Here is a 23,936-nt window from a genome sequence, read left to right on the forward strand (position 1 = left end):
CTCGTCCACTACCCTAAAAACAAGTCCTGACAGACCACTAGTGGCGTTCGTTCAGTCAACCATCAGGGAGCGACACACCACTGGACCAATTCCAAAAGATCGGTTGCTTCCGTTTCAACGCGCAACCGATCTTTCGCATGTTTCTGGACAAAGCCCAGTGATGATGCGATCTGATCGCTTGTGGCCGTTTCTTGCTGGTGCGTTCGCGGTTGCACAACCGCGACACGTCGTGGCGTGATGCTCACCAGTAAATCGGGCAAGTCGTAGGCGGTCAAAGCTCCAGCGACCAACGAGTTGGCGTTCACGTCATACAGTTCATGATTGACGATGCCTTGGTAATCCATCAGAGAATCCGCGAGCACCAACCATTGGATTTGCTGTTCAAACGCCGCCGCGTGTAACAACGCCGGCCCCACATCACCAATCGCGATGGCACCGATTTGGTCTGGTTTCACGTCGTCACGGTCCTGCAAAAAATTCATGACGCGTACGGCGTCTCCCGCGTTGATTCCCGCCACGCTTCGGCCGGACATCAACGCATTGAAGAATGGTTGCACGGGAGCGTGCCCTTGCCGGAACTTGTACGTTGTCTCGCCGTATCCGAGCAGGTCCGGTGCCGCGACCACGTACCCGCGACGCACCAGTTCTTCGATCTTTCCACCCGCGGCGGCATCCGTCGTCTTGCCCTCGCCGTGCACGTAGATGATCGCCGGCCGAGTGCCGGGTTCATCGGGAGCAAACACCAACGTCGGAATGATAGTTTCGCCTTCACCCGGCACTCCCCATTTCTCAACTCGGTAACCTTCGCGTTGGTATTGGCCGCGGAAGACCGGAGCCACTGCCGCCTCGGGGTTGCGATAGCCGGACAACCTTGTCGCTTCGCTCAACGCCTGCGGGAGATGCTGGTCCAAATCTCGCCGGCTCTCTTTCAGTCTCTCCAGCAGCGGTTTGGCCTCCCGCCGATTGATGCTGAAAACGTTCTCACTTTCGAACGCCGTGGAAACCTGACCGGTTTCCGTGACAGTCAATTCCGCCTCCGTCAAAAACGGATAAGATTGTTCTTCCACGCTGCCAGGCAGGTCCAGAAACGTCTGGAAGAACTCGTAGGTGGATTCGTTGTTCTGCTTCGTGAATCCGTGTCCGAAGTCATCTTCGACTTGATCAAATCGCTCGGGATGACCGAGGATTTGAAAGGCCCGACGCACTTCGGCGGCCGTTTCACGAGCCCCCTGAATACTGAAGAAGTCTCGCGTCGTGGTGACTTGCAACGTCGGTTTGGGAGCCCGGACTTCCAGCAAATCGGCATGATCGATTCCCAGCATCGGCCCGTGATAGAAGACTTGTTCGGCATCTTGCGGCCCGATCGATCCCAGTAGGCGACTGATGCTGGTGATGAAGCCGGTCGGTGCGACGGCGAGAACCCGTTCGTCCACCGCCCCGATGTAACTGCTTTGCGTGCCACCTCCCGACAATCCCGTGACACCGATGCGATTTGGATCGACTTCGGGCCGAGTTGTCAGGTAGTCGATCGCACGGATGCCGTCCCAGATGAAGTAGCGAGCAATCGATCGTCCCGTCAAAAAGCACTGCACGCCAGCATGCGAGTGTTCTCTGGTGGCGGAACCCACCGTCGACTTCCCGGTTTTCGGATCAAAGTATTGCAGCCGTTCGCCTTGTCCCAGCGGATCGATCGCGAACACCACAAACCCCTTTTGAACCAGGTTCAGGATGACGTTTTGATAGAGGTCTCGTCGGAAAGCAGACGCAGAGTGTCCAATGACTTTCAAGATGGCAGGCCGCGGTTCTTTGAGTCCCTCCGGGATGAAGAGTGCTCCCGTCACGTAAAAATTGGGCATCGACTCAAAGACGATCTTTTCAACTCGATAGCCGTCTTTCCGCAGTGTGCCTGTGACTCGAGGATTCAGTGGCGATCGACTGGGCCAAGGTCCGAGGATTTGATCGAGCGTCTGCCGAACCTTGATTTGGCGAGCCTTCCATTCCTCCGCCGTATTCAGTTTGCTGACTTCGTCTTCACGCGATGCCAAACATTCGCGGGTCAAGCCATTGAGATGATGCACCAACATCAGTCCGGGATCGTTCCAATCGATCCAAGTTGGACCGTTGGGGTTCCCGCCGTCCAGAACGTTCAAGTCCTCAACGACGGGTGGCCCAACAACATGAAGCGTCAGAATCAGACAGAGTGCGTTGATCATCAAGGTGTCTCCCGGTTGGCATGTCGGTTCGCAGTGCGGGCAGATTTTATCAGACAGGAGTCCGGCCTGGCGTTTCCCTTTGCCTGAATGGTGCCAGCCACCCTGTTTTCGTTTGTTGTCGAACGTGAACGGGCACTGGGGCACGCACTGCGGCGACGCGTGTTACGATCGTTTGGCTCAAAGAATGCGTGCCGAATCGGTTTCGGTGACGTTGGCCAACTCCAATTGATTTGTCTGATGAAGAGTTCAACCCACGACGTTTCCAAAGCTCTGCTTCGCCTGTTCGCATTGGCGTTTAGCTTGCTGCCTATTGTCGCTTTCCATTCAGTGCATGCGGACGAGGGGGGCGAGACGGGAACCGTCCCGGCGGCCCAGTCCCGTTCGCTACCTGCACTCCCAGGACAAATTGCATTTTGGGATTTCCAGGAAGACGCAGGGACTCGGCGGCGGGGTGGAAATTTCGAACTGGTTGAGCAACATGGCCCGATCAAACGCGTCGAGGATGGGATCTTTGGTCCCTATGCTGCGGAGCTCAAACGAGGCCAGTGGTTCAGCATTCCTCGCGAAAAACTGGGACGTCTGAACATTCATGGGCCGGAGGCGGAAGTGACAGTGGTGGCCTGGATCAAGCGTCAGTCAACAGAAAGTTGGCAGGCGATCGCGGGTGTTTGGGGAGAGACTCGTCGCAAACGCCAGTATTGCCTGTTCGTTGACGGAGCCAAGGCGGCATACTTGGAGGAGGAGGAGGGTGTGCTGGTTCGACACCCGATTCGCAACCGAGTTCACGGGCATGTGTCGGCCGTTGGCGGCCCCACCCCGGGACGAGAATACTGCACCACCTACAGCACTGGCGCCACCGTCATCCCGCAAAATCAGTGGGTGTGCATTGCCATGCGATACGACGGTCAGCACTCATGCGTGTTCGTCAACGGCAACTTGGATTCGCTGGCACTCGCAAATCCATTCCGCTACCAGAAAGGACTTTTTGATGGTGGCACGGATGGAGAAGCATTCACCGTCGGGGCTGTCGATCGCAATCACGAATGGGGGAACTTCTTCGGAGGGCGAATCGCGGGCTTGGTCGTTTATGATCGTGCGCTCAAGGATGAGGAACTGCATGCCTTGGCCACGGAAACTGGATTTTCGACGGACAGGTTGAAGCAACAGTAATTCTCGGTTGACGCTTCTTTCACGAGGCAGGCGACCGTTTCCGGGAACGGAATTCAATTCCCCGTTTCCGAGCGAAATCGCGTCGGTGACGCGGTGAAGCATTTCGATGCGAAGCCCGTCAAGCGTTTCGGGAGCGATTGCCGTGGAGAGCAGGCCGCTCGACATCCTCTTCGCGTCAAACGTCGATTACAATGTTGGCGTTGATCCTCCCTCCCTCTGCCCACCGCGTCTCGAGCAAGCGACCGTCATGACTCGATTGATTTTGAATTTTCTCTTTGCGATCGTCTTCGCCGCGTCGCTCGTCATTTCGGCACCGAAAGGTTCGGCGCAGTGGCCCGATCGACATGGACCGACCCTGGATGGCGTTGTCGCTGACGCGGATGCCGATCCGCTTCCGATTCACTGGACGGATACCAAGAACGTTGCTTGGAAGGCTCCTTTGCACGATGAAGGTCACTCGTCGCCGGTGATCGGTGAGGGCAAGATTTGGCTGACGACAGCAACCTCGGATGGGAAGCAGCAATTTGTCATCGCGATCGATGAGCAAACTGGCGAGATCCTCCACGACCGATTGCTGTTTGAGAACGAGGAGGTGGAAGAGCTTGGAGGTGCTGTCGGATTCAACAATTACGCGGCACCGAGTTGTGTGCTGGGGCCAGGGGCCGTTTACGTTCACTTCGGCAGCTATGGAACCGCGAAGCTGGATGCCGAGACCGCTGAGGTGATTTGGCAACGACGCGATTTGCCGTGCCAGCATTTTCGGGGACCAGGTTCGTCGCCCGTTTTGTATGGTGACAAATTGGTGCTGACCTTTGACGGCGTCGACCAGCAATACACGACGGCACTCGATGCGCAAACCGGAAAAACGCTGTGGCGGACCGATCGCAGCACCGACTATGAAGATCTCGGTGATGACGGCAAGCCACTGCGTGACGGCGATCTGCGGAAAGCCTACTGCACACCCGCGATTGTCCAAGTTGGCGAGCAAACGCAAGTCCTGTCCGTCGGTGCTCGAGCGATGCAGAGCTACGATCTGGAAACCGGCAAAGAACTCTGGACGCTGCGACACAAGAGCTACAACGCAGGCATCCGACCGTTGTGGTTGCCAGAAAAGAAGCTCGCGATCATCAACACCGGTTCCCGTGGGGCGCAGCTTGTCGCGGTCCGGCTGGATGAGTCCACCCAAGGCGACGTCACCGACTCGCACGTCGAATGGGTGCGTGAACGCGGCAACCCTCGTTTCGCCAAAGCGATTGAGCACGATGGACTCATCTTTCAGGTCACCGACAACGGTGTGTTGTCGTGCATCGATGTGAACAACGGTCAGGAACTTTGGAAGAAACGTATTTCCGGCGACTACTTGGCGTCACCGATTCTCGCTGGCGATCGTCTGTACTTCTTCAACCAAAGTGGACTGGGAACAGTCGTGAAGGCTCAACGAGAACCCGAGATCATCGCGACCAACGACGTGCCAGAGATGGCGACCTCCGCATGCCCTGCCGTCTCCAAAGGCGCGATCTTCGTTCGTGGAAAAGAGTTCCTGTTCAAGATCCAAGCACCCTGAACAACCACGTAGCCGACAGAGGCCCTCTGTCGGCAAAAAAAACTTTTCCGCAATGATACCCAGTCAGGTACCGGCCCCTTTCTGTGGTGCAACTCTCATTCAATTGCCCCCAATGTCTGATCGTGTTCGCCGCAGACGATTCGAACGATGGTTCCTCTGGCTTGTAGGTGTCACGCTGGCATTCGGCCTGCGTTACATCCTGAGCAACGCCGGGCATTTTGGTGCAAACGACGCGGCTATTCAACAAGAGTGGAAGAAGCAGCGATTTTCGGAAGACTATCATTCCACCCAAGAGATGTTGGATGCGGCCGGTGAGCTTCTTTCTCGCCCGACGACCAAAGATGGCGACGCACGGAAACCCCCAATCAATTATCACTTCTTATAAGGTGCCAGCCACCTTCTGATTTCTCTGCTCGCGTTTGCGGTTGAGTGAGCGCATCAGAGTAGAACAGTTGTCCCCAACTGTTCCGTCGCCTCATGAGCCGCGATGAAGGCCTGCGATTGCTTCGGTTCTGTTCAGCCAAATCTGGCAGCGGCCTGGATGCTCTTCTCTAGACGGCTTTTTTATAGGGTGCCAGGCACTTTGTGGATTGTTTCTATAAGGTGCCAGCCACCTTGTTGGTTTTGGCGTCGCGAGACTTCCGGCGTTTTCAATGGCTGATTGGGAACGACTCCCATGGTTTCAACGAGCATTCGCGGGAACGATCGTCTGCCGAGAGGTGTCGACCTCGTGATTCTGGTGGAATGAGCGCATCAGAGTCGAACCGTTGTCCCCAACTGTTCCGTCGTCTCATTCACCACGGTGAAGGCCGGCGATCGCTTCGGGCCTGCTCAACCGAAGCAGGCTGCGGCTTGGACCTGGCCTCGGTGGTGGTGGCGGCCGGTTCGTTCGGCATCCGCTTTCATCGATTCAGGACGACCGATGCAGCTGGTTTTGCCAAAGTACTTCTGCCAGTCCCACACCAAGTCTCGCCACATCGAAGCGTCGATTCCGACCTCCGACAGCGTTTGAGCGAGACGCGCTGGCAGCTCAGCGACTCGAACGGCGACGGACTGCGCCGCTGTCCAGTCCAACAACCGTTTGTAGTCGCTCCAGCGGATGTTCAAGAATCCGCGATCGCTGCTGCGGAGCCCCTTCGTGTGGACTTGCGGTTCGGTGGACAGTTTGGTTTCGTTCAGCGTCAGTGGACTCAACCATTCGTCTCGTCGGATGCGTTTCCCGGTTGGATTGCGTCGTTTGGCTTTTCGTTTTTGCTGAAGAACCTCGACCGGCGTCTCTCGAATTTCTCGTCCGGCTTCTTCTGTCGGGATCGGTTTCAGATCAAAGGCCGCCGAAGCGATTCGTTCGCCCTTGCGAGCTTCGATTCGGTCGTAGGCACTGGTGTGCGGGCTGGTCTCGGGACTTGCCGTCATCGCTGCCCGGACCGGGTTCAGATCGACGTACATGCTGCACGCGAGCAACCCTGCCTCATCGACGATTTTTTGTGCTTTGAAGCGTCCCTCCCAAAACCTACCGGTGCATTCGTCTTGTTTGTTTGCCATTCGAGCAATCGGTTCAGCCAGGGCTCGCATGAACCAAGATATATCGGACAGGCGGTGGCGGACGTCGGCCAGACGTTCCTTGTTGCGAACCAGCATCTGAACATCGTTTTCAGTCGGCTCGGCCAGGTGTTCTTCGAGGCGTCTGCCGGGGAAGACCCGCAGCCAGCGAATTGCGACTTCCTCGTCGCTCCACTGAGCACAGACATCGGGGCGATTGCGGAGAATCTGATGCATGTGATTGCTCAGCACCGCGTACGAAAGAACGTCGACCGCGAACACCGAAGCCAGGGCTTCCATCCGCCTGCGGATCCATTCTTTGCGGAACGAGTGATCCTTGCCAGTCGCTTGGTCGACCCCTGCGAGGAAGGCGCGTCGCACACATCGCTGTACCACGTGCACGATTCCCACTTCGTTTGGATCAAACTGCTCACATCGCTGAGGCCGCGGCATCGCTCTGCTCTCCAAAGGGATTGGCAAGACAAAAGCATCCTATGCATCGCCGCAGCAAAGTCAAATGAAGGTGGCTGGCACCATATGGAGAAATACCTTGGTGGTGTGTGCTGCGATATACTTGGAGGTGACGCTTGCCTTTGGGGCGTTGTGAGGCGGGGGATGTTGCTTGCAAACTGCCCCAGGTTTCTGTCTGTCTCTTCATTCAATTGTTCGGATGCCATGCGAATCTTGTTGTTCTTGCTCGTGTTTGCGTTCCTGGCACCGTCCGCGCTGCAGGCACGTGAGTGGACGGACTCATCAGGGGAATATCGCATCGAAGCCAAGTTGGTGCTCGTTCACGGAACCAAGGTGGTCCTGGAACGTCCTGACGGAAAGATCATCAGCATTCCGGTTGCGAAATTGAGCGAAAAGGATCAAGTCTATTTGAAGGAGATGGCATCCAAACCAAATGCGAAGCCGGGCGAGATCCATACGGCCGAGATGAATGCCGTTGAACCGAGTTCAGCCGCAACGGAGGCATTGAACTTTTCACCGAAAGAATTGGCGGAGCGAACCGAGGTGCTGTTGAGGGATGCCTGCCATCGTTGTCATGGCGAAGATGGAACCAGCGAGGGTGGATTCAACTTTGTCGTGAACCTGGCCAAGCTCGCGAAAACGATTGCGGAACCTGGCACTGATTCGTTGTTGTTGGAACGTATCCACGCGGAGGATGACAGCGTGATGCCTCCGGTCGATGAAGAACCACGATTGAGCCCGCGTGACACCCAGGTGATCGAACAGTGGATTGCTGCGGGGGCCCCGACATTCACCGACGAACCATCGCGTCCCTTCGTAACCAATGAACAAATCATTGAATGGATCGATGGAGATCTTCAGCAGCAACCTGAGCGGTCGCAACGGTTCATGCGTTATTTCACGTTGACCCATTTGTACAACGCGGGCGTCAGCGAAGATGAATTGCAGACCTATCGCAACGCGTTTGCCAAATTGCTGAACAGCCTGTCGTGGAACGCGGACTTGATCATTCCCGAAGCGATTGATCCTGCCCGCACGGTCTTTCGCCTCGACATTCGAAAGGTTCACTGGACCCAGACGATTTGGCAATCGATCGAAGATGCCAACCCGTACTTCCTTCGTCTGTCCACTCCGCATGCGCTGTCGTGTTCCGACCGGACACAAACCAAGATGCCATTCGTGCGAGTCGATTGGTTTGTCTTCGCCGCATCCAAGCCGCCGCTGTATCACAGCGTGCTGAATCTGCCTCCAACCGATGCGGATCTGGAGCACATGCTGCGCGTCAACGTGCAAGCCAATATCAATCAGGAAATGGCCATCCGAGCGGCGTTCAATCGATCCGGTGTCTCGCAGAACAACCGTTTGATCGAATGGCACAAGTCACCCTATGGCTCGTACTGGAAGAGCTACGACTTTGCCAGCAACACGGGCTTTCAAAATCTGTTTGAGTACCCGCTTGGTCCCAACCAGGGCCGGAATTCTTTTCGACATGACGGCGGCGAAATCATTTTCACTCTGCCCAACGGCTTGCAAGGCTATCTGCTGACGGATGAAAAGGGACAACGCATCGACCAGGGCCCCACGCAAATCGTCAGTGACCCGAAACAGCCTGATCGAACAGTGACCAACGGCGTGTCGTGCATGTCTTGTCACTACGCGGGAATGATCGCCAAACGAGATGAAGTTGGCCCGGCGGTTCAAGCCAACCGATCCGCCTTCGACGATGCGGATGACATTCTGGCTCTGTATCGTCAAGCGAGCGAACTGGACCAGATCATCGACCGGGATGCCAAGCGATTTGCCGATGCACTGGATGAACTGGGGATCACAACGATCAGCCGCAGCGGCGAATCCGTGTCGGCCATGGCGGCTCGGTTCATCCAAGACATTGACCTGCAACAAGTCGCGTGTGAGTTCGGGCTGCAGGCCGATGAATTTCTGAACCGCCTGAAGAATGCTTCTCGCGTGGCACGCGTTTTCAGCTCGTTGCAGATCAGCGGCGGCACTATCAAACGCGATGTCTTCAAAGAAATGTTCTCCGATGCTTGCGTGGATCTCGGTTTGATTGAAGCGCACGCGGTGGATCGTTCCAATGGGACGAACTCGCCCTCAACGCATCTGTCAAATGTTCCATCCCAATCGTCGCCTCGTCTGAAAAGCGGTGCCTCGCGTGCGATGTCTCCCTCGGAGAGGCGCGGCCCGGTCGCGTCCAACGCCCGCACGCCTGGATCCGCGAATCCGTCGCATGAGTTGCCGACGAACCTGGTCGCGAAAGCAAGGTTCACAGATTTGCGTTGGGGCATCAAGTCACTCGCCTTTGGCCCAAACACACGGTTTCTGGCGGGAGGGCGTCCTGACCGAACGATCACGCTGTTTGACATCCAACACCAAAGCATCGTTGCCGAACAAACCAAACTAGAAATCCTGCAAGCAGTGACGGCCTGCACGTTCACACCGGATGGATCGCGATTGATTGCGGGAGGGCAAACCGGCCACATCTCAATCTTCTCTGTCTCGGCGGAGGGGTTGATGCGACCAAAGGGTCAGTTCGCCGGGCACACCAAAGAAGTCAATTGCATTGAAGTTTCGCGATCAGGTCGCTGGGCAATTTCAGGCGGGGCCGGCAAAGTCGCTCGTTGCTGGGAGGTGAAGTCTGGACGCGAGGTCGCGATGATCGGCGGGTTCCAAGGTGCCCTGAAAGCGGTTCATATCTCAGACGATGAAAAAACATTGCTGGCAACGGATGGGCACCGATTGATCACCACGGATGTGAATACCGGGCAGACAATCAGCGAACGGCCTTTGAATCGCTCTTGGAGTTCCGGGCAATCCGCCGCGTTCTCGGCAGACGGGGCGTGGTTGGCGGTGGGTGACAGTTACAACGTGCGAGTTTGGGATTTGAAGACCTTCCGTGAACTCATGCCATTGATCGGCAATGAGATTCTTTGGTCGATGCGTTTCACTTCGGACAGCCGTTGCTTGATCACGGGTGGGAGCGCCAAAATCGATGTCTGGGACTTTCAACGCAATGCTCGCTTGCACCGGTTTCCGGTCGGCAGAGGCTATGTGCAATCGCTGGCCGTTTCAGCGGATGGCACCGGTGTCGCGGCAGTCGGTTCCATCGGAAGCGATTTGGAAGTTTTCCTGCGAGAAGAGTGAGGCTGCGGCAACGGGCGTGACTGGTTCTCAGCCCGGGTTCATCTCGCGTTGCAGCCACGCTCTTGCGTAGGCCCAATTGCGTTTGGTGGTGCGGGCAGACACACCGAGGATCTCAGCGGTCTCTTCGATCGTCAGCCCAGTGAAGTAGCGAAGTTCGACCAGCTTCGCCAGCGCGGGATCTTCCTCGGACAATTTGTTCAGCGCATCGTCCAAGGTCAACAGTTCATCGATGTCTTGCGTGTCAACGGAAGCGACATCGTTGTCCAGTTCACGACGAACAAGATTCCCACCCCGCTTGGTGCGTCCCTTGCTGCGAGCGTTTTCAATCAGGATCCGCCGCATCGCTTCTGCGGCGGCGGCAAAGAAGTGGCCTCGACCGTCCCAACGCTGCGGATCGTTGCCACCGACGAGTCGCAAGAAAGCTTCGTGAACCAGTGCCGTTGGCTGCAGGGTGTGCCCGGGTTTTTCATGATTCATTCGGCTCGAGGCCAATCGCCGCAATTCGTCATAGACCAAGGGCAACAGATCCCCTGTCGCGTTGGGATCGCCTTCGTCGATGGCCGTCAGGATTCGCGTGATGTCTGGATTCATCGGGGCCATTGTAGCTGAACCGACATGCCTTCGTCGCTCAGGCGTATTGATCAATGACGAGACCGGCTTCGTTGATATCGCCTGCGATGGCCTGAGCAAATGCGTCGGCGTCGACACCATTTTCTTCCAGCACGCTGGTCAGCGCCGCGCGAATTTGGTCCGTGGATGCGTTTCCATCGGATTCAACCGCGAGTTCTTCCAAGGAGTCAATGATCTGGCTCACCAATTCATCGGTTGATGACTCATCGACACCTGCAGAAAGCAATGCCGATTCGAGAGAACTGGTGGTGGTTTCGTCTTCGGGTGGTGGGGGCGGCGGCCCATGGGGGCGTCCGCCACGGGCAGGGCCGCTCGCTCCAGCGGCTTCACTTGTACCGGATGGGCCATTGGCTCTCAGGGCTTGTTCGACTTCTGCGGAATCGATCCCGTTGGCGTCCAAGACTTCTTCCACTGCAGAGCGGAACGCTTGCGGGTTGTTGCCAACCGACGATTCCGATTTCAACTCGGCAATCGCGTCGTCGATTTGAGCCAGCACCTTCGTGGCGGTCGTGTCGTCCACGCCGACCGTTTCGAGCGCGCTGGACAGCTGCTCTTCATTCGGCGGAGGAGGGCCTTGGCGATTCGATTGAGTCGATGATGTTTGGCTGCTGACAGCGGAGCTGAGACCAGAAAGATTCATGGCATGGTGTCTTTCAAACGAGAGGCTTCAAATGGGCGTCACAACAGATGGACGCATCACCGATGTCGGTGTAGGACACTCCAACTCTTGCCCCTGTTTTTGAAAAGCACCAACGAATTCCCGATGATTTTTGGAATCGCACCTTTCCTCAGATAAAGTTCAGAAAGCGTGTCACCCCATGGCTGTTGGCGGCGCATTGGGTTCTCGGCAGACTCTTTTTTGATCGCTCCTGTCGCAGGGAACGTGCATTTCAAGTGGGTTTGTCCCCTTCCAACCTGACTGGTCTCTGGGCAATTGGTTGTTGGATTTTCTTCCAAGCATGCTCGCGATTGGTCGTCTCTTTTCTCTTCTGAGGTTGAAACGTGATTCGAACACTCCAGTGCATCGCCGTCGCCGGGACATTCTGTCTTCCCAATCTGCTCGTGGCCCAACCACCCGGACGCGGTGGCCCTCCCACCGAAATGATTTTGCAGCTGTTCACAACGGCGGACGCCAACCAGGACGGCAGCGTCACCAAATCGGAACTGCTGATTGCGATGCAAAGCCAGAGTCGCGGCAACCAGTTCGGACGCGGTGGTCCGCCACCCATGAACGGCAACCCCATGAACGGCAACGCAGGACCTGGAAATCCAGGGCAACCACCGCAGGGGGAACACGGTGGTCAACACGGGCCTCCCACCGAGCCCGGACAAGTCTTGCCGGATCCCGTGGCACAGTCGCTGAACCTGACTGAACGTCAGTCTCGACAACTTGCCGCGTTGCAGGCCGAAGTCACCCGACGCTTGGCCGCGATTCTGACGGACGAACAGGAAACTCAGTTGCGAAGTGCTCGGCCACCTCAAGGACCCAATCCAATGGAAGCCGGCGGTGAAGCTCGTCCCAACCAACGACCCGAACGTCCTCAATGATGTGTCGTGGCCAACTCTGCTGCTCGAGACTTGACCATGAGCGGCAGGATCGGACACTTTGAGGCCATTTCAATTCTTCTTGATTGGCTTCCTCCTTCTTTGCCCGGATGACTTCGATAAAGAGCTTTCGTCGATCCTCACGCCAGAGCAACTGGGACAGATCCTGCCTCCGCCCCGCCCGTGACTGATTCATCTCAGTGCGGAGATTTCAATGGTGAGAATGGACAGGCATTCTGCCAGGGAAGTACAAAATCGTCCCAGGCTAGAAGCCGAGAACACACCTGGAGGCTACGATTGTGTCATGACCAACCCGACTGAACGAGCGATCTTTTTGCAGGCGATTGAGGAAGAAAATCTCGACGACCGATTGGCCTACTTGGACTCTGCCTGCGGCGAGGATCTGAATCTTCGACGATCGGTGGAAGGCTTGCTCGCCGCCCATGAGCAACCCGCGGCATTGTTGGATCATCCCATCGGGGCTGACCGTAGTCGGCCGTCCCTGGCCAGTGAACTGATGGATGAGTCCGTCGATCACATCGGGATGCAAATTGGCACTTACAAACTGAGGGAACAAATTGGCGAAGGTGGATTCGGTTTGGTCTTTGTCGCCGAACAAGAGCAACCGGTGCGTCGCCGTGTTGCCTTGAAAATCGTCAAGCCCGGGATCGGTTCCAAAGAAGTCATCGCTCGGTTCGAAGCCGAACGCCAGGCTGTCGCATTGATGAATCACCCCAACATCGCTCAGGTATTCGACGCGGGGGTGACCGCGGACCACCGCCCCTATTTCGTCATGGAATTGGTGCGTGGGTTACCCATCACCGAGTTCTGTGACGAAAAGCAATTGGATGTGCGCGATCGTCTGAATCTGATGATCGACGTGTGTTCCGCCGTCCATCACGCCCATCAAAAAGGTGTGATTCATCGAGACATCAAACCATCCAACGTCATGGTGACTCTGCACGACGGAAAAGCGGTCGCGAAAGTGATCGACTTCGGGGTCGCCAAGGCGCTGGGGCAGAAGCTGACGGAGAAAACCGTGTACACGCGTTTTTTCTCGATGATTGGAACGCCGCTCTACATGAGTCCCGAACAAGCCGAGATGAGCGGTCTCGACGTGGACACTCGCAGCGATATTTATTCGCTGGGTGTGCTGCTGTACGAATTGCTGGTGGGGGCAACGCCCTTTGATCGTGGTCGACTGGACTCCGCGGGGTTGGACGAGATGCGGCGAATCATTCGGGAAGAAGAACCGCCGCGGCCCAGCACGCGGCTGTCAACCTTGACCGCCGAACGCATCCGGAGCTTGGGGATTCAGTCCGGCGGGATTGGCCCTTCTCAATCACGAAGTTTAAGTTCTGACCTGCGTGGTGACTTGGACTGGATTGTGATGAAAGCATTGGAAAAGGATCGGACTCGCAGATACGATTCCGCTGCCTCCTTGGCGGAAGACATCCGGCACTACCTGCAGGGCGAAACGGTCACCGCGAGACCACCGAGCAAGTTCTATCAATTCCAGAAATTTGCTCGCCGGAATCGAGTGGTGATTGGCACCGCGACGGTGGTCGGATGCACCATGGTTTTGGGCACAGCGGCGAGTCTTTGGCAAATGTCCCAGGCAATTCAAGAACGAAATGCGAAGGACGAAGCGTTGCGCGGCGCGATGGTCGCCAAAGCGGAGGCGATCACTGCCAAGCAGGAGGTCGAGCTGTTTGCCACTCACTTAACCCAGGCCAATGAGCTTGTCGCCAGTGGCCATGCCCATCTCAATGCGGGCCAATGGAGCGAGGCCGCCCGCGACTACGATGCCGCCGTGGAAATTCAGCCCAGCTACTACTTGCCGCGGGTACAGCGAGCCCAGCTTTACGCTCGCTTGCATCTTTGGCCGGAAGCCGCGGAGGACTATGCGATTGCGCTCGCAAATGGTGCTCGCACCAATCAGCCTCAGTGGTGGGGCGTCCCGGCGTTGTTTCGATTCACGGGGCATCCGGAAGAATACCAGCGGTTGGTAGAGCAATACCAAGTCCAGTTGATGAAAGAGTCGGAGGAACCTGATTGGCTATTGATTCGGGGCTTGATGGTGGGAGATTCAGTCGATGATTCCATTGATGAAGACGCAAACGCTGACCTGGCTCATTTCTGGTTGTGGGAACGTCAATTTGGGCCACCGGCCCAGCCAGCGAATCCGGGGTCGCCTGATGAGCGTCGGCAACGTGACTACCTTGGCCGGCTTCGACCACCCGATAGTTCTCCCTTGTGCGTTTGTCAATTCATCACGGGGCTGGCGGAGTTGCGCAGGAGCCTTTGAATCGGCCGTTGATTTGTTCCTCGAAGCGGGAGCGGATTCACGGTGGCCAGCCCAATACATGGTGGATGCACCTCTGGCATTGGCCTACCATTTTCAAGGTGATTTCGAGCTCGCTCAACAAGCTTTGAAGCGATCGACGCTGTCTTTAGAAAGGCAGCTCGACGAACTGCAGCGTCAGAACCAACTGAGCAGTCCATCGCCATGGTTCGATCTCATGGAAGCCCTGGTGCTGCACGAAGAGGCCTGCCGGAAGGTCTCTGGCAAAGCCTCTTCGTTGAGTTCCCGGATTGACCAAATTCGACAAACCTCCCTGAGCCTTATCGAACAGCACTGACTGTTCGGTGAGTGCTCGGCTGGATCGAGAATGATGCAGGGCGATTGCAGTTCGGGCGGCGTCGTGGAACGTTGTCACAGGAATGACGCGTGTTCTCCAGACTTCACGTGTTGCTAGACCAGCACCGTGAAGTCCATGTCTCGAAGCGATTCTTCACCATTGCTGATCTGGGCCTCCAACGAATTGCTTCCGAGCACAGTGTAGCCGTCCGACGAACTCATTCGAACGGTGTACGAACCGGAATGGTCAAAGTCAGTGAAACGATAGTTTCCTTGTTCGTCCGTGGTCGCAATGTCCACCACGTCACCATTGCGATCGAGCAATTCCACTGCCACGCCAACCATCGGTTCCGCTCGATTGTTGCCGCGACGATCGTCTTGGCCCATCGCATTGTGGGACTGATCACGCGCTAGCAATTCCACATCTCCATCAGGAACAATGCTGGATGAGTTCAGTCGATCAGGACGCTCCCGGGCGTTGTTTTCTACCTGCGTTGACGTTTGCTCAGCGACCACCGTGCCGGTGATTGTCGGCGAGAAGAAGAACACGTTTTCCTGCAATGAATTGACGTTCGTGTTTCTCGCAATGATGTCACCCAATGAAGTGTTTTCGATTTCGCGTACTTCGCGATCCGTCATCGTGTTCTCGTACCAGAACCGGTCGCCATCGCGAAGTCGCTCGAATTGGTCCGAGATGACAGCCGTTGCAGTTTCGCCGAGCGAACCATCTTCGGTGTGGTCTTCCGCCAGCAACCCGACCCACAGGTCGATGTTGTTGACGTCCCCATACAAGGCTTCCAAGTTGGCGGCGACGTCAGCGTCGCTGGTGATTTGGTCAAACGATTCCACCGCTTCCAGCCCGTAGGCTTCTCGGGTGGAGTTGAAATCTGCCAGGCCGTGATCTCGTCCTCGTTGGATATTCAGCGAGACCAGATCGAAGCCACCGGCACCGGGAGGACCGAACAGAAAATTCCGCAGGCTATCGACCACTTCCAAGTCCACTTCTTGTGACAGTGACGAGGCAGCGTATTTCAACAGCGGGTCGATCCCGGTGTCCTCCAATAACTCAGGCTGGAAGAACGCGTCAGCCAGTGCAATCGATTCCGCGATCTCATTGCCATCATTGTCGACAAATCGGAACTCATCGTTCAGCGTCGTGTGACCAAATCGGAACGCGGCGGTAGAGAACTCATTGGCGATCGAGGGATCCACGGCCGAGTCATACCCGCTGTATTCCGAAATCGCATCTTCGCCCAGCAAGGCGGGAAGATATTCGTTGAGGGTGATCGACTGCATTTCTGCGATCACGGTCGCACGGGCCTCTTGGTAAATTTCCTCGTCACTGAGGGAAGGATTCTCCGCCGAAATCTCGTCGGCCAATCGATTGTGTTCGCGGACGAACAGGGCCTGCATCGATGTCAGGATGACATTTTCGGCGGCACGAATGTCTCCTGCCAACAAGCCCTCATTCTCGTCGGTTGGTAACAAGCCATCCTCTGTGATCAGGAGACGACCGCCAACAAATTCACGCAGGGAGTCCGCGGTCTCTTGATCGCTGCCATAAACCTGTGACCCATCAATCCAAGCTGTGATGGCATTGACCTGTTCGGCTGGATTGTCGGCCGATGTTCCGGTTCCGTCCGCCATCACGGATCTTGTCAGGTCAATCGTGGCTTCACCAGTGCTGAATGGATCAAAGTACGCGTCGCCCTCTGGCACTTCAATGTCAAACGACTCTCCCTCCGTATCCTGTGTCAATGACAAGTCGATGTCGTGGTCGATGAACTGTCCCCATGCGTAGACAAAGGAAGTCAAATCGCGGTCATTCGTGGTTCCCTCAGGGTCGGCGGCGGCCAAGGTGTTGCTGATCTCACGAGCACTTGGCCGGTCTTCTCCGCTGGGTTCTGAAATGCCATCGGCGTAGTCGTTCTCGGTGGCTCGCAACAACTCCGTGTTGGTGGATCCCAATTCGGGGTTCTCGATGTTGTTGCCCGTCCCATCGATGGAACGAACTTCGTCGGAAACCGAATCGGTGTTGTTTGGTGTTTCGGGGACTTCATCCGGACGGTCAATTTTGTTGTTGGCATCCCGGTCTCGGTTGAGTCGATTGATCACCAACAGTGCATCGAGCGCCGTGTCTCGGCCATCGTTGTTGACATCGGTCATTCGGCCTCGGGATGGGCGTGAGTTTTCGACCCGCTGCCCTTCGCTGTCAGCGCCCTGCAACTGCGAACTCAAGCCACTTGCGCTGTCGCTGTTCATCTGATTGATGATGGCCAACGCGTCAATCGCAGAGACCTGACCGTCTTCATTGACGTCTTCGGGGAAGACATCGTTGTGGAACAGATTAGCCGCGAGCAGTTTTCTGGTCTCCAGCGTCTCGGATCGCAAGCGACGTCGCTGTGAAGTTCGCCGCCGACGGTTCTTGCGTGACGATTGGGGGCCTCCGATCCAACGATTCCAGAATTTTGCCATCGCGACACCTGTGCGGGTTTTGAAGAGAAGAATTGGAGGTGCGAGGACGCGTCGGTTTCTGAAGAGCGACCCGTCTTTCTTTTAGGTGTGGTATTCTTCGCGAAATGTCACGTTTCGGGGGCGGGAAATGCCGCTCAGGGGCTTGAATGGCTCTTCGAGTCACGAAAACAGGCTTGTTGCTTCGTTTTTGATGTCCCGATTTGTTGATGGATGTCGCATTCCTCTTCAGCGAAAGTCACTGCAAGTTTTCCGCGATTGTCCAATCCATTCCTTCATAGCACCCACCTTCATGATGTTTCGATTCATTTTTGTTTGCTTGTGTTCGCTCGCCACGGTGTCCCTGTCGTCAGCTGGTGACTGGCCCGAATTTCTGGGCCCAGGCGGATCGGCGCACTCGGTCGAGGTGGTTCCGACAAACTGGGACGACGCAAATCACTTGGCTTGGAAGGTCGATTTGCCGGGCGGTGGATCCTCGAGTCCCATCGTTGTCGGTGATCGAGTCATCGTGACTTGTTATGTCGCTGGCGATGACACTACGAAACGCCAGGTGTTGAGCTTTGACAAGAACAGTGGCGAACAACTTTGGGCGGTCGATTTTCCAGTCGACTATCGCGAAGACGGCTACCAGGGATACATCACCGAGCATGGCTACGCGAGCAACACGCCGGTGACCGACGGGCAGAATGTCTTTGTCTTTCTGGGGAAGGGAGGCGTTCACTGCCTCGATCTCAACGGGCAAACGCTTTGGAGCGTGGACGTTGGCAAGGAATCGAGCAATCGCCGCTGGGGATCAGCGGCCAGTTTGGTCTTGTTCGAGAACTTGGTCATCGTGAATGCGGCAGAAGAATCCAAGTCCATTTATGCGCTGGACAAAGGCACCGGCAAAGAAGTTTGGCGTCAAGAAGCTGGGATGTTGGAACTGACTTACGGAACACCGCGGATCGTGCCAACCGAGGGAGGCGAGTCGGAGTTGGTCATCAGTGTGCCCGGCGAAATTTGGTCGTTGAATCCTGCAACGGGCAAATTGAAATGGTTTGCAGAGTCTCCCATGACCGGCAACGTCACCCCTTCGGTCATTGTTGATGGCGACACCGTCTACAGCTTTGGTGGCTACCGAGCGTCTGGAAGCATCGCAGTCCGAGCGGGCGGGGACGATGACGTGACGGATTCCCACGTTCGTTGGACGAATCGATCCAGTTCTTACGTTGCCACACCGTTGTTGCATGAGAAAAAGCTGTATTGGATCGATGACCGCGGAATTGCGTACTGCACTTCGGCCGACGATGGCGAGGTCATCTACCGCGAACGAGTCAACAACTTGGAAAGTGGTCGCCCGGTCTACGCTTCGCCTGTCCTCATCGGTGACTACATCTATGTCGTGACCCGTCGTAGCGGCACGCTGGTCTATCGCCCAGGCGATTCCTTTCGTCCCATCGCCCAGAACATCTTTGAATCCGACAAAACCGATTTCAATGCGTCCCCTGCGGTCTCCGAACAAAAGCTCTATCTGCGTAGCGACCAATCGCTGTACTGCATCGCGGAAGGCAAGTGATCAGGGGGCTCGGTTCGCTCTGCATTCGAGTTCGCCGCCGCAGTTTGGTGTTTCGAGGCAGTTCGTAGCGAATGTTGTCAAGGCTTTCGGCGGATGGTGGTGCCAACGGAAGCTCTCGACGAGTTCCAGTTCTCTAGCCTTCAGTAGCGGCGGGAATTGAGAAGGTGAGTGAAGTTGATGCACTGGAATCTGCGATGCAAGGAAGCCGTCTGACCTCTGAGTCAGTCGACTTCCGCATGGTCATACAGCGGCAGGTGGCGGTAGTAAACTTCCAAGCAATAGATCGACAAACACGTCGTGTACAGGCGACCGGCGTAGCCACCCCAAGCGTCTCCGGTCGGCGACCAGCTTCCGTGCTCACGACCCCGTTTTTCTTGGCGAGCGGGCAACGTGGCCTTCATCTCCTCATTCCACTGGTTCCACAGCGGTCCTCCATAGTGGTGCAACGCCTGAGTCGCGTAGTACCAATAGTAGACGTCGGCTTCGTTTGCCTTGACGGGATGGTTTTGCACCAACGTGTCCAAGCTTTGTGCCATCCCCGGCATGGTGCGTGGACGACCGAGATACTGATGACACAAAACGCCTTCGGCGGTCATCGCGGGACTGGCGGCGAGGTTCGGCATGTAGGAATAGCCGCCTGTGTACCCTTGGCTAACCGAATCGAAGTAGCGTTCGATCTTCGGCCAAATGTATGGGTCCACTTCCAGGCCGCCGGCATCACCGCTCTTCAGTCCCATCACGAACCAACCTGTGACCGACGTGTCGCTGTCCATCCGAGGTTGATACCGCCAACCGCCTTGGGGTGACTGGGAGGCAACTGCGAAATCGCAGGCCGATTGTGCGTAGGGACGAATCCATGAATCACCGGTCATCGCATACAACTCACACAGTGCGATGGTCGCTTGGGCCTGCGAATACATCCGTTCGTGCCCCATTTCCGATCCCGCCAGGAACCCTTGCCTGTCTTGTTTTGCGACCAGCCAACGTGCTGCTCGGAGCAGTTCTTTTTGATAGGGGCCACCGCGGTGAGTGCTTCCGGCACCCATGAAGGCCAGCATTGCCATTGCGGTGGCGCTGGTTTGGTTCTCCCCTCGAGCACCGTTGGCGTACGGCCCGTGCAAGCTCCAACTTCCATTGCGGAGCTGTTGCCGTTTGAGCCAAACCAAGCCTGCCGAGACCGCATCTTCGGTCGCTTGATCGCCACCATATCTCCTTAGCAATTTCTGTTTCATTGCGCCGCGACGTCCTTCGAACATGTTCTCTGGCTTGGCCACGGAACTTGTCGAGGAAACTGTCGGATCGAAAAGGTCCGCGTCCAATTTCGGCACCGCCGAGAACATTTCGTCACTGATCTCGATCAGAGCAAATGAATCCAGTGCCTCAATGTCGACCTGGTCCTCTTCGATTGAGGTTTCGAGTGCATCCAGGGGCGCCACCGAGGCGATTGAAAATTCGACCAGTTCATCCGCGACGGGATCGTCCGATTGTCGAAACTGCAATTCAATGCGGTCGGTTTGGTGAGCAGAACGGCTGATCAGTGCCAGACCCAGCAGCACGGCCAGGTGCGCAACCAAGCTGACCAACCAGGAAGGCATTTCATTCAGAGTTTGACGGCTCCAGGTACGAATTCTTGCTGGAATGGACCCGTCGGTGACATTCGCCTCACCGGTCTGCGGAGGTTCTGGGTTGGCAGAGGAGTCGGATTTCGGCGGACTCTCACGCCAGCGTTTTCGTGGCTGGGGGTGCTGCTGCGAATCAACGCGGGAGTGCCGTTTCGGCAGAGCAACGGAAGACAGGATCATGGAACGACCTTTGATAAGAAAAGGCCTCAACCATCCGTGTCACGCGGTCAAACGGTTCACGCCCCTGTTTCAAAGGACGCTTTCTTCGGGGCAATGTCACACTTTGTGCGTTCGAATCAATTCGATAGCGAAAGCATCAAAGCGACGATGGTCCCCAAAAATGCCATCGGAGCCCATGCCAGAATCACGGACCAAATTCCATAACCGAATAGGAAACGAGAGGGAAAGCTGACCGGCAAGTTGTTCGCAAGGCGATGTTCCACACGGTCTTTCCATGCCAACAGCGCGCCAAGAAAACCTCCGGCGACAGCGGAGAGCGACAGGATCAGTCCGACCATCAGCGGGTCGAGGTCGAGCTTCAGGTCCGCGTTGCGAACGACGAATTTCCTGTACATGCCTCCCACAACCACCGGCGTGACCACGGCGCCGATCAAAATCTTTTTCCAAAAGCTTGCGTGGATCGGGGCGGCCGTTTCGTCTGTGATTCCTACGCCGCGGGCATCAGCCGTCGAATCGATGCCGCTTGTTGGTGGGATGCTGGACGCGGGTTTGTCAAATGGGTCTTGATACAACGTGTCTCTCTCATCGGCGATCGGTGGAACGTCCATGGACGTTCCAAAATATCACCCACCCCCGTGAGAGCAGGACGTGTCACCGTTGAAGAGAGCTTCGTCTTTAAAACTTCTCGGTTCTCCTGCTGAACTCTTGACCGAATTTTCATCTGGGCAACGCCAGCCACGGTCAGTCTCCTCGCATGGACACGTCAATTGACGTGAAATGCTCTTCGTTGGTCAATCGTCGACCAACCGTTGGAAACGGGACTGCTCTCTTTGGCGAGAGCCAGCGGGCGAATCAAGTGTTCCGCCCGATAACACGGCGTGGCCGTTGACGAAGTTTCATTTGCCCATAGGTTTCACGGACAAGCGGTTCGCCATAAGTTCGTTCGAGACGGCGGATCGTGAAGTGGGCGCGGGCGAGGTCTTGATAGTGATCGATGAAGTAGCTGTTGATCAGCGCACCGCCGACCGCTCCGATGATGGGGATCGCTTGCGCCGCCACCTTTTCGCTGACGACAACGCCAAAACGCTTCCCAATTTGCGTCACCAATCGTACGAGCGGCGGTGCGGCAGAATCCTTGATCCCATTCTTGAGGATGTACTTTGACGCGTCTTGGATTTGCTTCGCCATCGCGGCTCTCACTGCGAAGTACCCGATTTCGGTCTCGTCGTCGATGTCGGAGGACTGACCAGGATCGAGAGCAAAGACTTCCAAGCATGCCAGGCGTGCTTCCACCTCCGAAAGATCTTCCCCCTCACTGCGAGCGATGTCAGCGACGCTTCGCAGAATCAGCACCGTCGAGACGGGCAGTTCCGCCGCGACGGTCGCGCCGCCGAGTGCGCCGCCCGCGGCACCGCTGAGTCCCGCCAGCAATTTGTGGGTCAGCAGTTTGGGTTTGCCTCGAGCGTTCGGGCTCGACGGATCCTTGTCGGTTCCCAATGTTCGCAAAGCGACGTCGAGTGCGACGTGCAATGACTTTTCGATGGCGGAATGAACGGCTGACTCGACACTGTCGGGCAGCATCTTCAGTGAGGCCGTGACTGGCGTTCCGATCATCTCGGTCAACCGATCCGCGATCCCGTGATGTTCCAAGATTTTCTTGGCTTGACGCAACTCTTCCAAAGTTTCCTCGGGAAGGCTTCCGGTGATCAAGTTGTCGCTCAAGGTGGATTCCAATCGGAGGAGGTTACGAGCCGCGCTCGGGTGGGAGCAAATTCTTCGCTGAGACAAAAGACGCTTGCCGGCAACGCTTCATTGAAGGGGACGGGGCAGGAGCATGCCAGCTACCTTGCAAACGCTGCGCCCAGGTCGGGGATTTGGCACGCGTGTTGCTTCCTCTGGTTATCAAGCCGTGCATCGATCATATGAGACTTTATCGAATGAGACATTTGAGTGCACTGCTGAAGGCTCTCCCAAATCACACCTCCGAGGAAAACTCATGGCAAATGCAACGACCGATCACGATTCCATCCGAAATTGGGTCCACGAACGAGGTGGTGTGCCCGCAACGGTGGAAGCGACTGCCGATTCCGAGGATGGAATCGGATTGTTGCGAATCGATTTTCCTCACGGCAGCCGCAACGACAACTTGTCCACGATCAGCTGGGACAGCTTCTTTGACAAGTTTGAGGAATCCAAACTCGCGTTTTTGCATGAGGAGAAAACCGCCGGGGGAGCACTCAGTCGGTTCTGCAAGTTCATTGATCGCGAGAAAAAGTAACAAGATCTCGTCAAACCGAATGGCAACCTTCCAACACCCGTTTCATGGCAATTGAAATCGAAGAATCAACACTCAGCACCCCCGACGGACGTCAACTGCACTGTCGCCGATCTGGACCTTCATCAGCAGAGATCGCGTTCGTGCTCGTGCACGGATTGGGCGAACACTCCGGTTGCTACGAAGACTTTGCCAAACGGATGACGGCTCTGGATCGAGGGGTGGTCGTTTACGACCAACACGGTCACGGACAGAGTCCTGGCGCCCGCGGCGACGCACCCAGTTTTGACACGCTGGTCGATGACATTGCAGTTGCTTTCGAATTCGCGGCGCAGCAATTCCCGCGAGCCGAACTCGTGTTGCTCGGGCACAGCATGGGAGGAAACTTCGTTCTGAATCATCTTCTCGGCCGCGATCACGAATACGTCAAGCGAGCGATTGTCACCAACCCAATGATCCTGCCGCCCAATCCACCCACACGTCCGCAAGCCTTCGCGGCGTGGCTGACCGGCAAACTCATCCCGCACATTCGTCTGTCGGCGACAATTGAGCCGACGCAGTTGACTCAGGACGCGGAGGCGCGACGCGAACTCGCGGACGACGATTTGATTCACGAAAAACTCTCGATTGGAATCGGCAGCCAATTGCTCAGCCATGGCATTTGGTTGACGGATCACGCGAAAAAGTTGAACGTCAAGTTGTTGGTGCTGACGGGAGCAGACGATGAGCTGTGCGATTCGGACACGACCGACGAGTTCATTGAGAAAGCCGGCCGATCTTGCCACCATGTCTGCTTCGAAGGACTTCGACACTCGTTGTTGATCGAAGATGAACGCGAGCAAGTCTACGAAGCGATTGAAACCTGGTTGCTCGACACCGCCGCACTCAGCATCGAGTAGA

At 56.3% G+C, this 23,936-nt stretch carries 18 protein-coding genes; 10 read left to right on the forward strand and 8 right to left on the reverse strand.

Annotated features, from left to right (window positions below; all coding sequences use genetic code 11):
• Positions 1-62: 62 nt before the first annotated feature.
• On the reverse strand, positions 63-2,213 hold the full coding sequence (locus UH5x_RS24610) for an alpha/beta hydrolase family protein (protein ID WP_482633991.1): 2,151 nt from the start codon (positions 2,211-2,213) through the stop codon (positions 63-65).
• 237 nt (positions 2,214-2,450) lie between these two features.
• Between UH5x_RS24610 and UH5x_RS24615 the strand changes: the two genes are divergently transcribed.
• From UH5x_RS24615 to UH5x_RS24625, 3 genes are all read left to right on the forward strand, one after another.
• Entirely contained in the window at positions 2,451-3,383 is a 933-nt protein-coding gene (locus UH5x_RS24615) for a LamG-like jellyroll fold domain-containing protein (protein WP_482633992.1), read from the forward strand.
• Between the two features lie 247 nt (positions 3,384-3,630).
• Entirely contained in the window at positions 3,631-4,947 is a 1,317-nt protein-coding gene (locus UH5x_RS24620; protein ID WP_482633993.1) for an outer membrane protein assembly factor BamB family protein, read from the forward strand.
• 112 nt (positions 4,948-5,059) lie between these two features.
• The gene (locus UH5x_RS24625) at positions 5,060-5,332 is read left to right on the forward strand and encodes a hypothetical protein (protein WP_482633994.1); all 273 of its coding nucleotides are present in this window, start codon (positions 5,060-5,062) and stop codon (positions 5,330-5,332) included.
• A gap of 446 nt (positions 5,333-5,778) precedes the next feature.
• Here UH5x_RS24625 and UH5x_RS24630 read toward each other — a convergent pair whose 3' ends face one another.
• Positions 5,779-6,939: a transposase gene (locus UH5x_RS24630; protein WP_482633995.1), complete on the reverse strand. Its 1,161-nt coding sequence runs from the start codon at positions 6,937-6,939 to the stop codon at positions 5,779-5,781.
• A gap of 222 nt (positions 6,940-7,161) precedes the next feature.
• On the opposite strand from UH5x_RS24630, the gene UH5x_RS24635 reads away from it, so the two are divergent.
• Positions 7,162-10,116, forward strand: a complete 2,955-nt coding sequence (locus tag UH5x_RS24635; RefSeq protein ID WP_482633996.1) for an SHD1 domain-containing protein — start codon at positions 7,162-7,164, stop codon at positions 10,114-10,116.
• A 27-nt stretch (positions 10,117-10,143) separates the two neighbouring features.
• Here UH5x_RS24635 and UH5x_RS24640 read toward each other — a convergent pair whose 3' ends face one another.
• Both UH5x_RS24640 and UH5x_RS24645 read right to left on the reverse strand, forming a co-directional pair.
• Complete coding sequence (locus tag UH5x_RS24640; RefSeq protein ID WP_482633997.1) at positions 10,144-10,707, reverse strand: ECF-type sigma factor; 564 nt, start codon at positions 10,705-10,707, stop codon at positions 10,144-10,146.
• Positions 10,708-10,744: 37 nt separating this feature from the next.
• Positions 10,745-11,386 (reverse strand): hypothetical protein, encoded by a 642-nt coding sequence (locus UH5x_RS24645; protein ID WP_047815166.1) that lies wholly within the window; start codon positions 11,384-11,386, stop codon positions 10,745-10,747.
• A gap of 362 nt (positions 11,387-11,748) precedes the next feature.
• Here UH5x_RS24645 and UH5x_RS24650 point away from each other — a divergent pair, with 362 nt between their 5' ends.
• The 3 genes from UH5x_RS24650 to UH5x_RS24660 all read left to right on the forward strand — a co-directional run bounded on the left by UH5x_RS24650 (position 11,749) and on the right by UH5x_RS24660 (position 14,933).
• Entirely contained in the window at positions 11,749-12,294 is a 546-nt protein-coding gene (locus UH5x_RS24650) for an EF-hand domain-containing protein (protein WP_482633998.1), read from the forward strand.
• A 301-nt stretch (positions 12,295-12,595) separates the two neighbouring features.
• Entirely contained in the window at positions 12,596-14,599 is a 2,004-nt protein-coding gene (locus tag UH5x_RS24655; protein ID WP_482633999.1) for a serine/threonine protein kinase, read from the forward strand.
• Positions 14,600-14,612: 13 nt separating this feature from the next.
• A complete protein-coding gene (locus tag UH5x_RS24660; RefSeq protein ID WP_482634000.1) occupies positions 14,613-14,933 on the forward strand; it encodes a hypothetical protein in 321 nt (106 codons plus the stop codon).
• A 113-nt stretch (positions 14,934-15,046) separates the two neighbouring features.
• Here UH5x_RS24660 and UH5x_RS24665 read toward each other — a convergent pair whose 3' ends face one another.
• On the reverse strand, positions 15,047-17,407 hold the full coding sequence (locus tag UH5x_RS24665) for a peroxidase family protein (RefSeq protein WP_482634001.1): 2,361 nt from the start codon (positions 17,405-17,407) through the stop codon (positions 15,047-15,049).
• Positions 17,408-17,699: 292 nt separating this feature from the next.
• Between UH5x_RS24665 and UH5x_RS24670 the strand changes: the two genes are divergently transcribed.
• The gene (locus UH5x_RS24670) at positions 17,700-18,959 is read left to right on the forward strand and encodes an outer membrane protein assembly factor BamB family protein (protein ID WP_482636068.1); all 1,260 of its coding nucleotides are present in this window, start codon (positions 17,700-17,702) and stop codon (positions 18,957-18,959) included.
• 221 nt (positions 18,960-19,180) lie between these two features.
• Here UH5x_RS24670 and UH5x_RS24675 read toward each other — a convergent pair whose 3' ends face one another.
• From UH5x_RS24675 to UH5x_RS24685, 3 genes are all read right to left on the reverse strand, one after another.
• Positions 19,181-20,554 (reverse strand): prenyltransferase/squalene oxidase repeat-containing protein, encoded by a 1,374-nt coding sequence (locus UH5x_RS24675; protein ID WP_482634002.1) that lies wholly within the window; start codon positions 20,552-20,554, stop codon positions 19,181-19,183.
• A 323-nt stretch (positions 20,555-20,877) separates the two neighbouring features.
• Positions 20,878-21,369 carry a hypothetical protein gene (locus UH5x_RS24680; protein ID WP_047815170.1) on the reverse strand — a complete coding sequence of 164 codons (492 nt, stop codon included), beginning with the start codon at positions 21,367-21,369 and terminating at the stop codon, positions 20,878-20,880.
• Positions 21,370-21,613: 244 nt separating this feature from the next.
• Complete coding sequence (locus UH5x_RS24685; protein WP_173442679.1) at positions 21,614-22,483, reverse strand: EcsC family protein; 870 nt, start codon at positions 22,481-22,483, stop codon at positions 21,614-21,616.
• A 274-nt stretch (positions 22,484-22,757) separates the two neighbouring features.
• Here UH5x_RS24685 and UH5x_RS24690 point away from each other — a divergent pair, with 274 nt between their 5' ends.
• Together UH5x_RS24690 and UH5x_RS24695 are read left to right on the forward strand one after the other, a co-directional pair.
• Positions 22,758-23,039, forward strand: coding sequence for a hypothetical protein (locus tag UH5x_RS24690; protein ID WP_482634003.1), 282 nt, complete (start codon positions 22,758-22,760; stop codon positions 23,037-23,039).
• A 44-nt stretch (positions 23,040-23,083) separates the two neighbouring features.
• Positions 23,084-23,935 (forward strand): lysophospholipase, encoded by an 852-nt coding sequence (locus UH5x_RS24695; protein WP_482634004.1) that lies wholly within the window; start codon positions 23,084-23,086, stop codon positions 23,933-23,935.
• The last annotated feature ends 1 nt before the right edge of the window (position 23,936 follow it).

This window comes from Rhodopirellula sp. UH5, assembly GCF_056839225.1.

Bases quoted from the DNA above. Each gene is read 5' to 3' on its own strand.
- UH5x_RS24610 (WP_482633991.1), bottom strand. From the start codon at position 2,213: ATGATCAACGCACTCTGTCTGATTCTGACGCTTCATGTTGTTGGGCCA.
- UH5x_RS24615 (WP_482633992.1), top strand. From the start codon at position 2,451: ATGAAGAGTTCAACCCACGACGTTTCCAAAGCTCTGCTTCGCCTGTTC.
- UH5x_RS24620 (WP_482633993.1), top strand. From the start codon at position 3,631: ATGACTCGATTGATTTTGAATTTTCTCTTTGCGATCGTCTTCGCCGCG.
- UH5x_RS24625 (WP_482633994.1), top strand. From the start codon at position 5,060: ATGTCTGATCGTGTTCGCCGCAGACGATTCGAACGATGGTTCCTCTGG.
- UH5x_RS24630 (WP_482633995.1), bottom strand. From the start codon at position 6,939: ATGCCGCGGCCTCAGCGATGTGAGCAGTTTGATCCAAACGAAGTGGGA.
- UH5x_RS24635 (WP_482633996.1), top strand. From the start codon at position 7,162: ATGCGAATCTTGTTGTTCTTGCTCGTGTTTGCGTTCCTGGCACCGTCC.
- UH5x_RS24640 (WP_482633997.1), bottom strand. From the start codon at position 10,707: ATGAATCCAGACATCACGCGAATCCTGACGGCCATCGACGAAGGCGAT.
- UH5x_RS24645 (WP_047815166.1), bottom strand. From the start codon at position 11,386: ATGAATCTTTCTGGTCTCAGCTCCGCTGTCAGCAGCCAAACATCATCG.
- UH5x_RS24655 (WP_482633999.1), top strand. From the start codon at position 12,596: ATGACCAACCCGACTGAACGAGCGATCTTTTTGCAGGCGATTGAGGAA.
- UH5x_RS24665 (WP_482634001.1), bottom strand. From the start codon at position 17,407: ATGGCAAAATTCTGGAATCGTTGGATCGGAGGCCCCCAATCGTCACGC.
- UH5x_RS24670 (WP_482636068.1), top strand. From the start codon at position 17,700: ATGTTTCGATTCATTTTTGTTTGCTTGTGTTCGCTCGCCACGGTGTCC.
- UH5x_RS24675 (WP_482634002.1), bottom strand. From the start codon at position 20,554: ATGCCTTCCTGGTTGGTCAGCTTGGTTGCGCACCTGGCCGTGCTGCTG.
- UH5x_RS24680 (WP_047815170.1), bottom strand. From the start codon at position 21,369: ATGGACGTTCCACCGATCGCCGATGAGAGAGACACGTTGTATCAAGAC.
- UH5x_RS24690 (WP_482634003.1), top strand. From the start codon at position 22,758: ATGGCAAATGCAACGACCGATCACGATTCCATCCGAAATTGGGTCCAC.
- UH5x_RS24695 (WP_482634004.1), top strand. From the start codon at position 23,084: ATGGCAATTGAAATCGAAGAATCAACACTCAGCACCCCCGACGGACGT.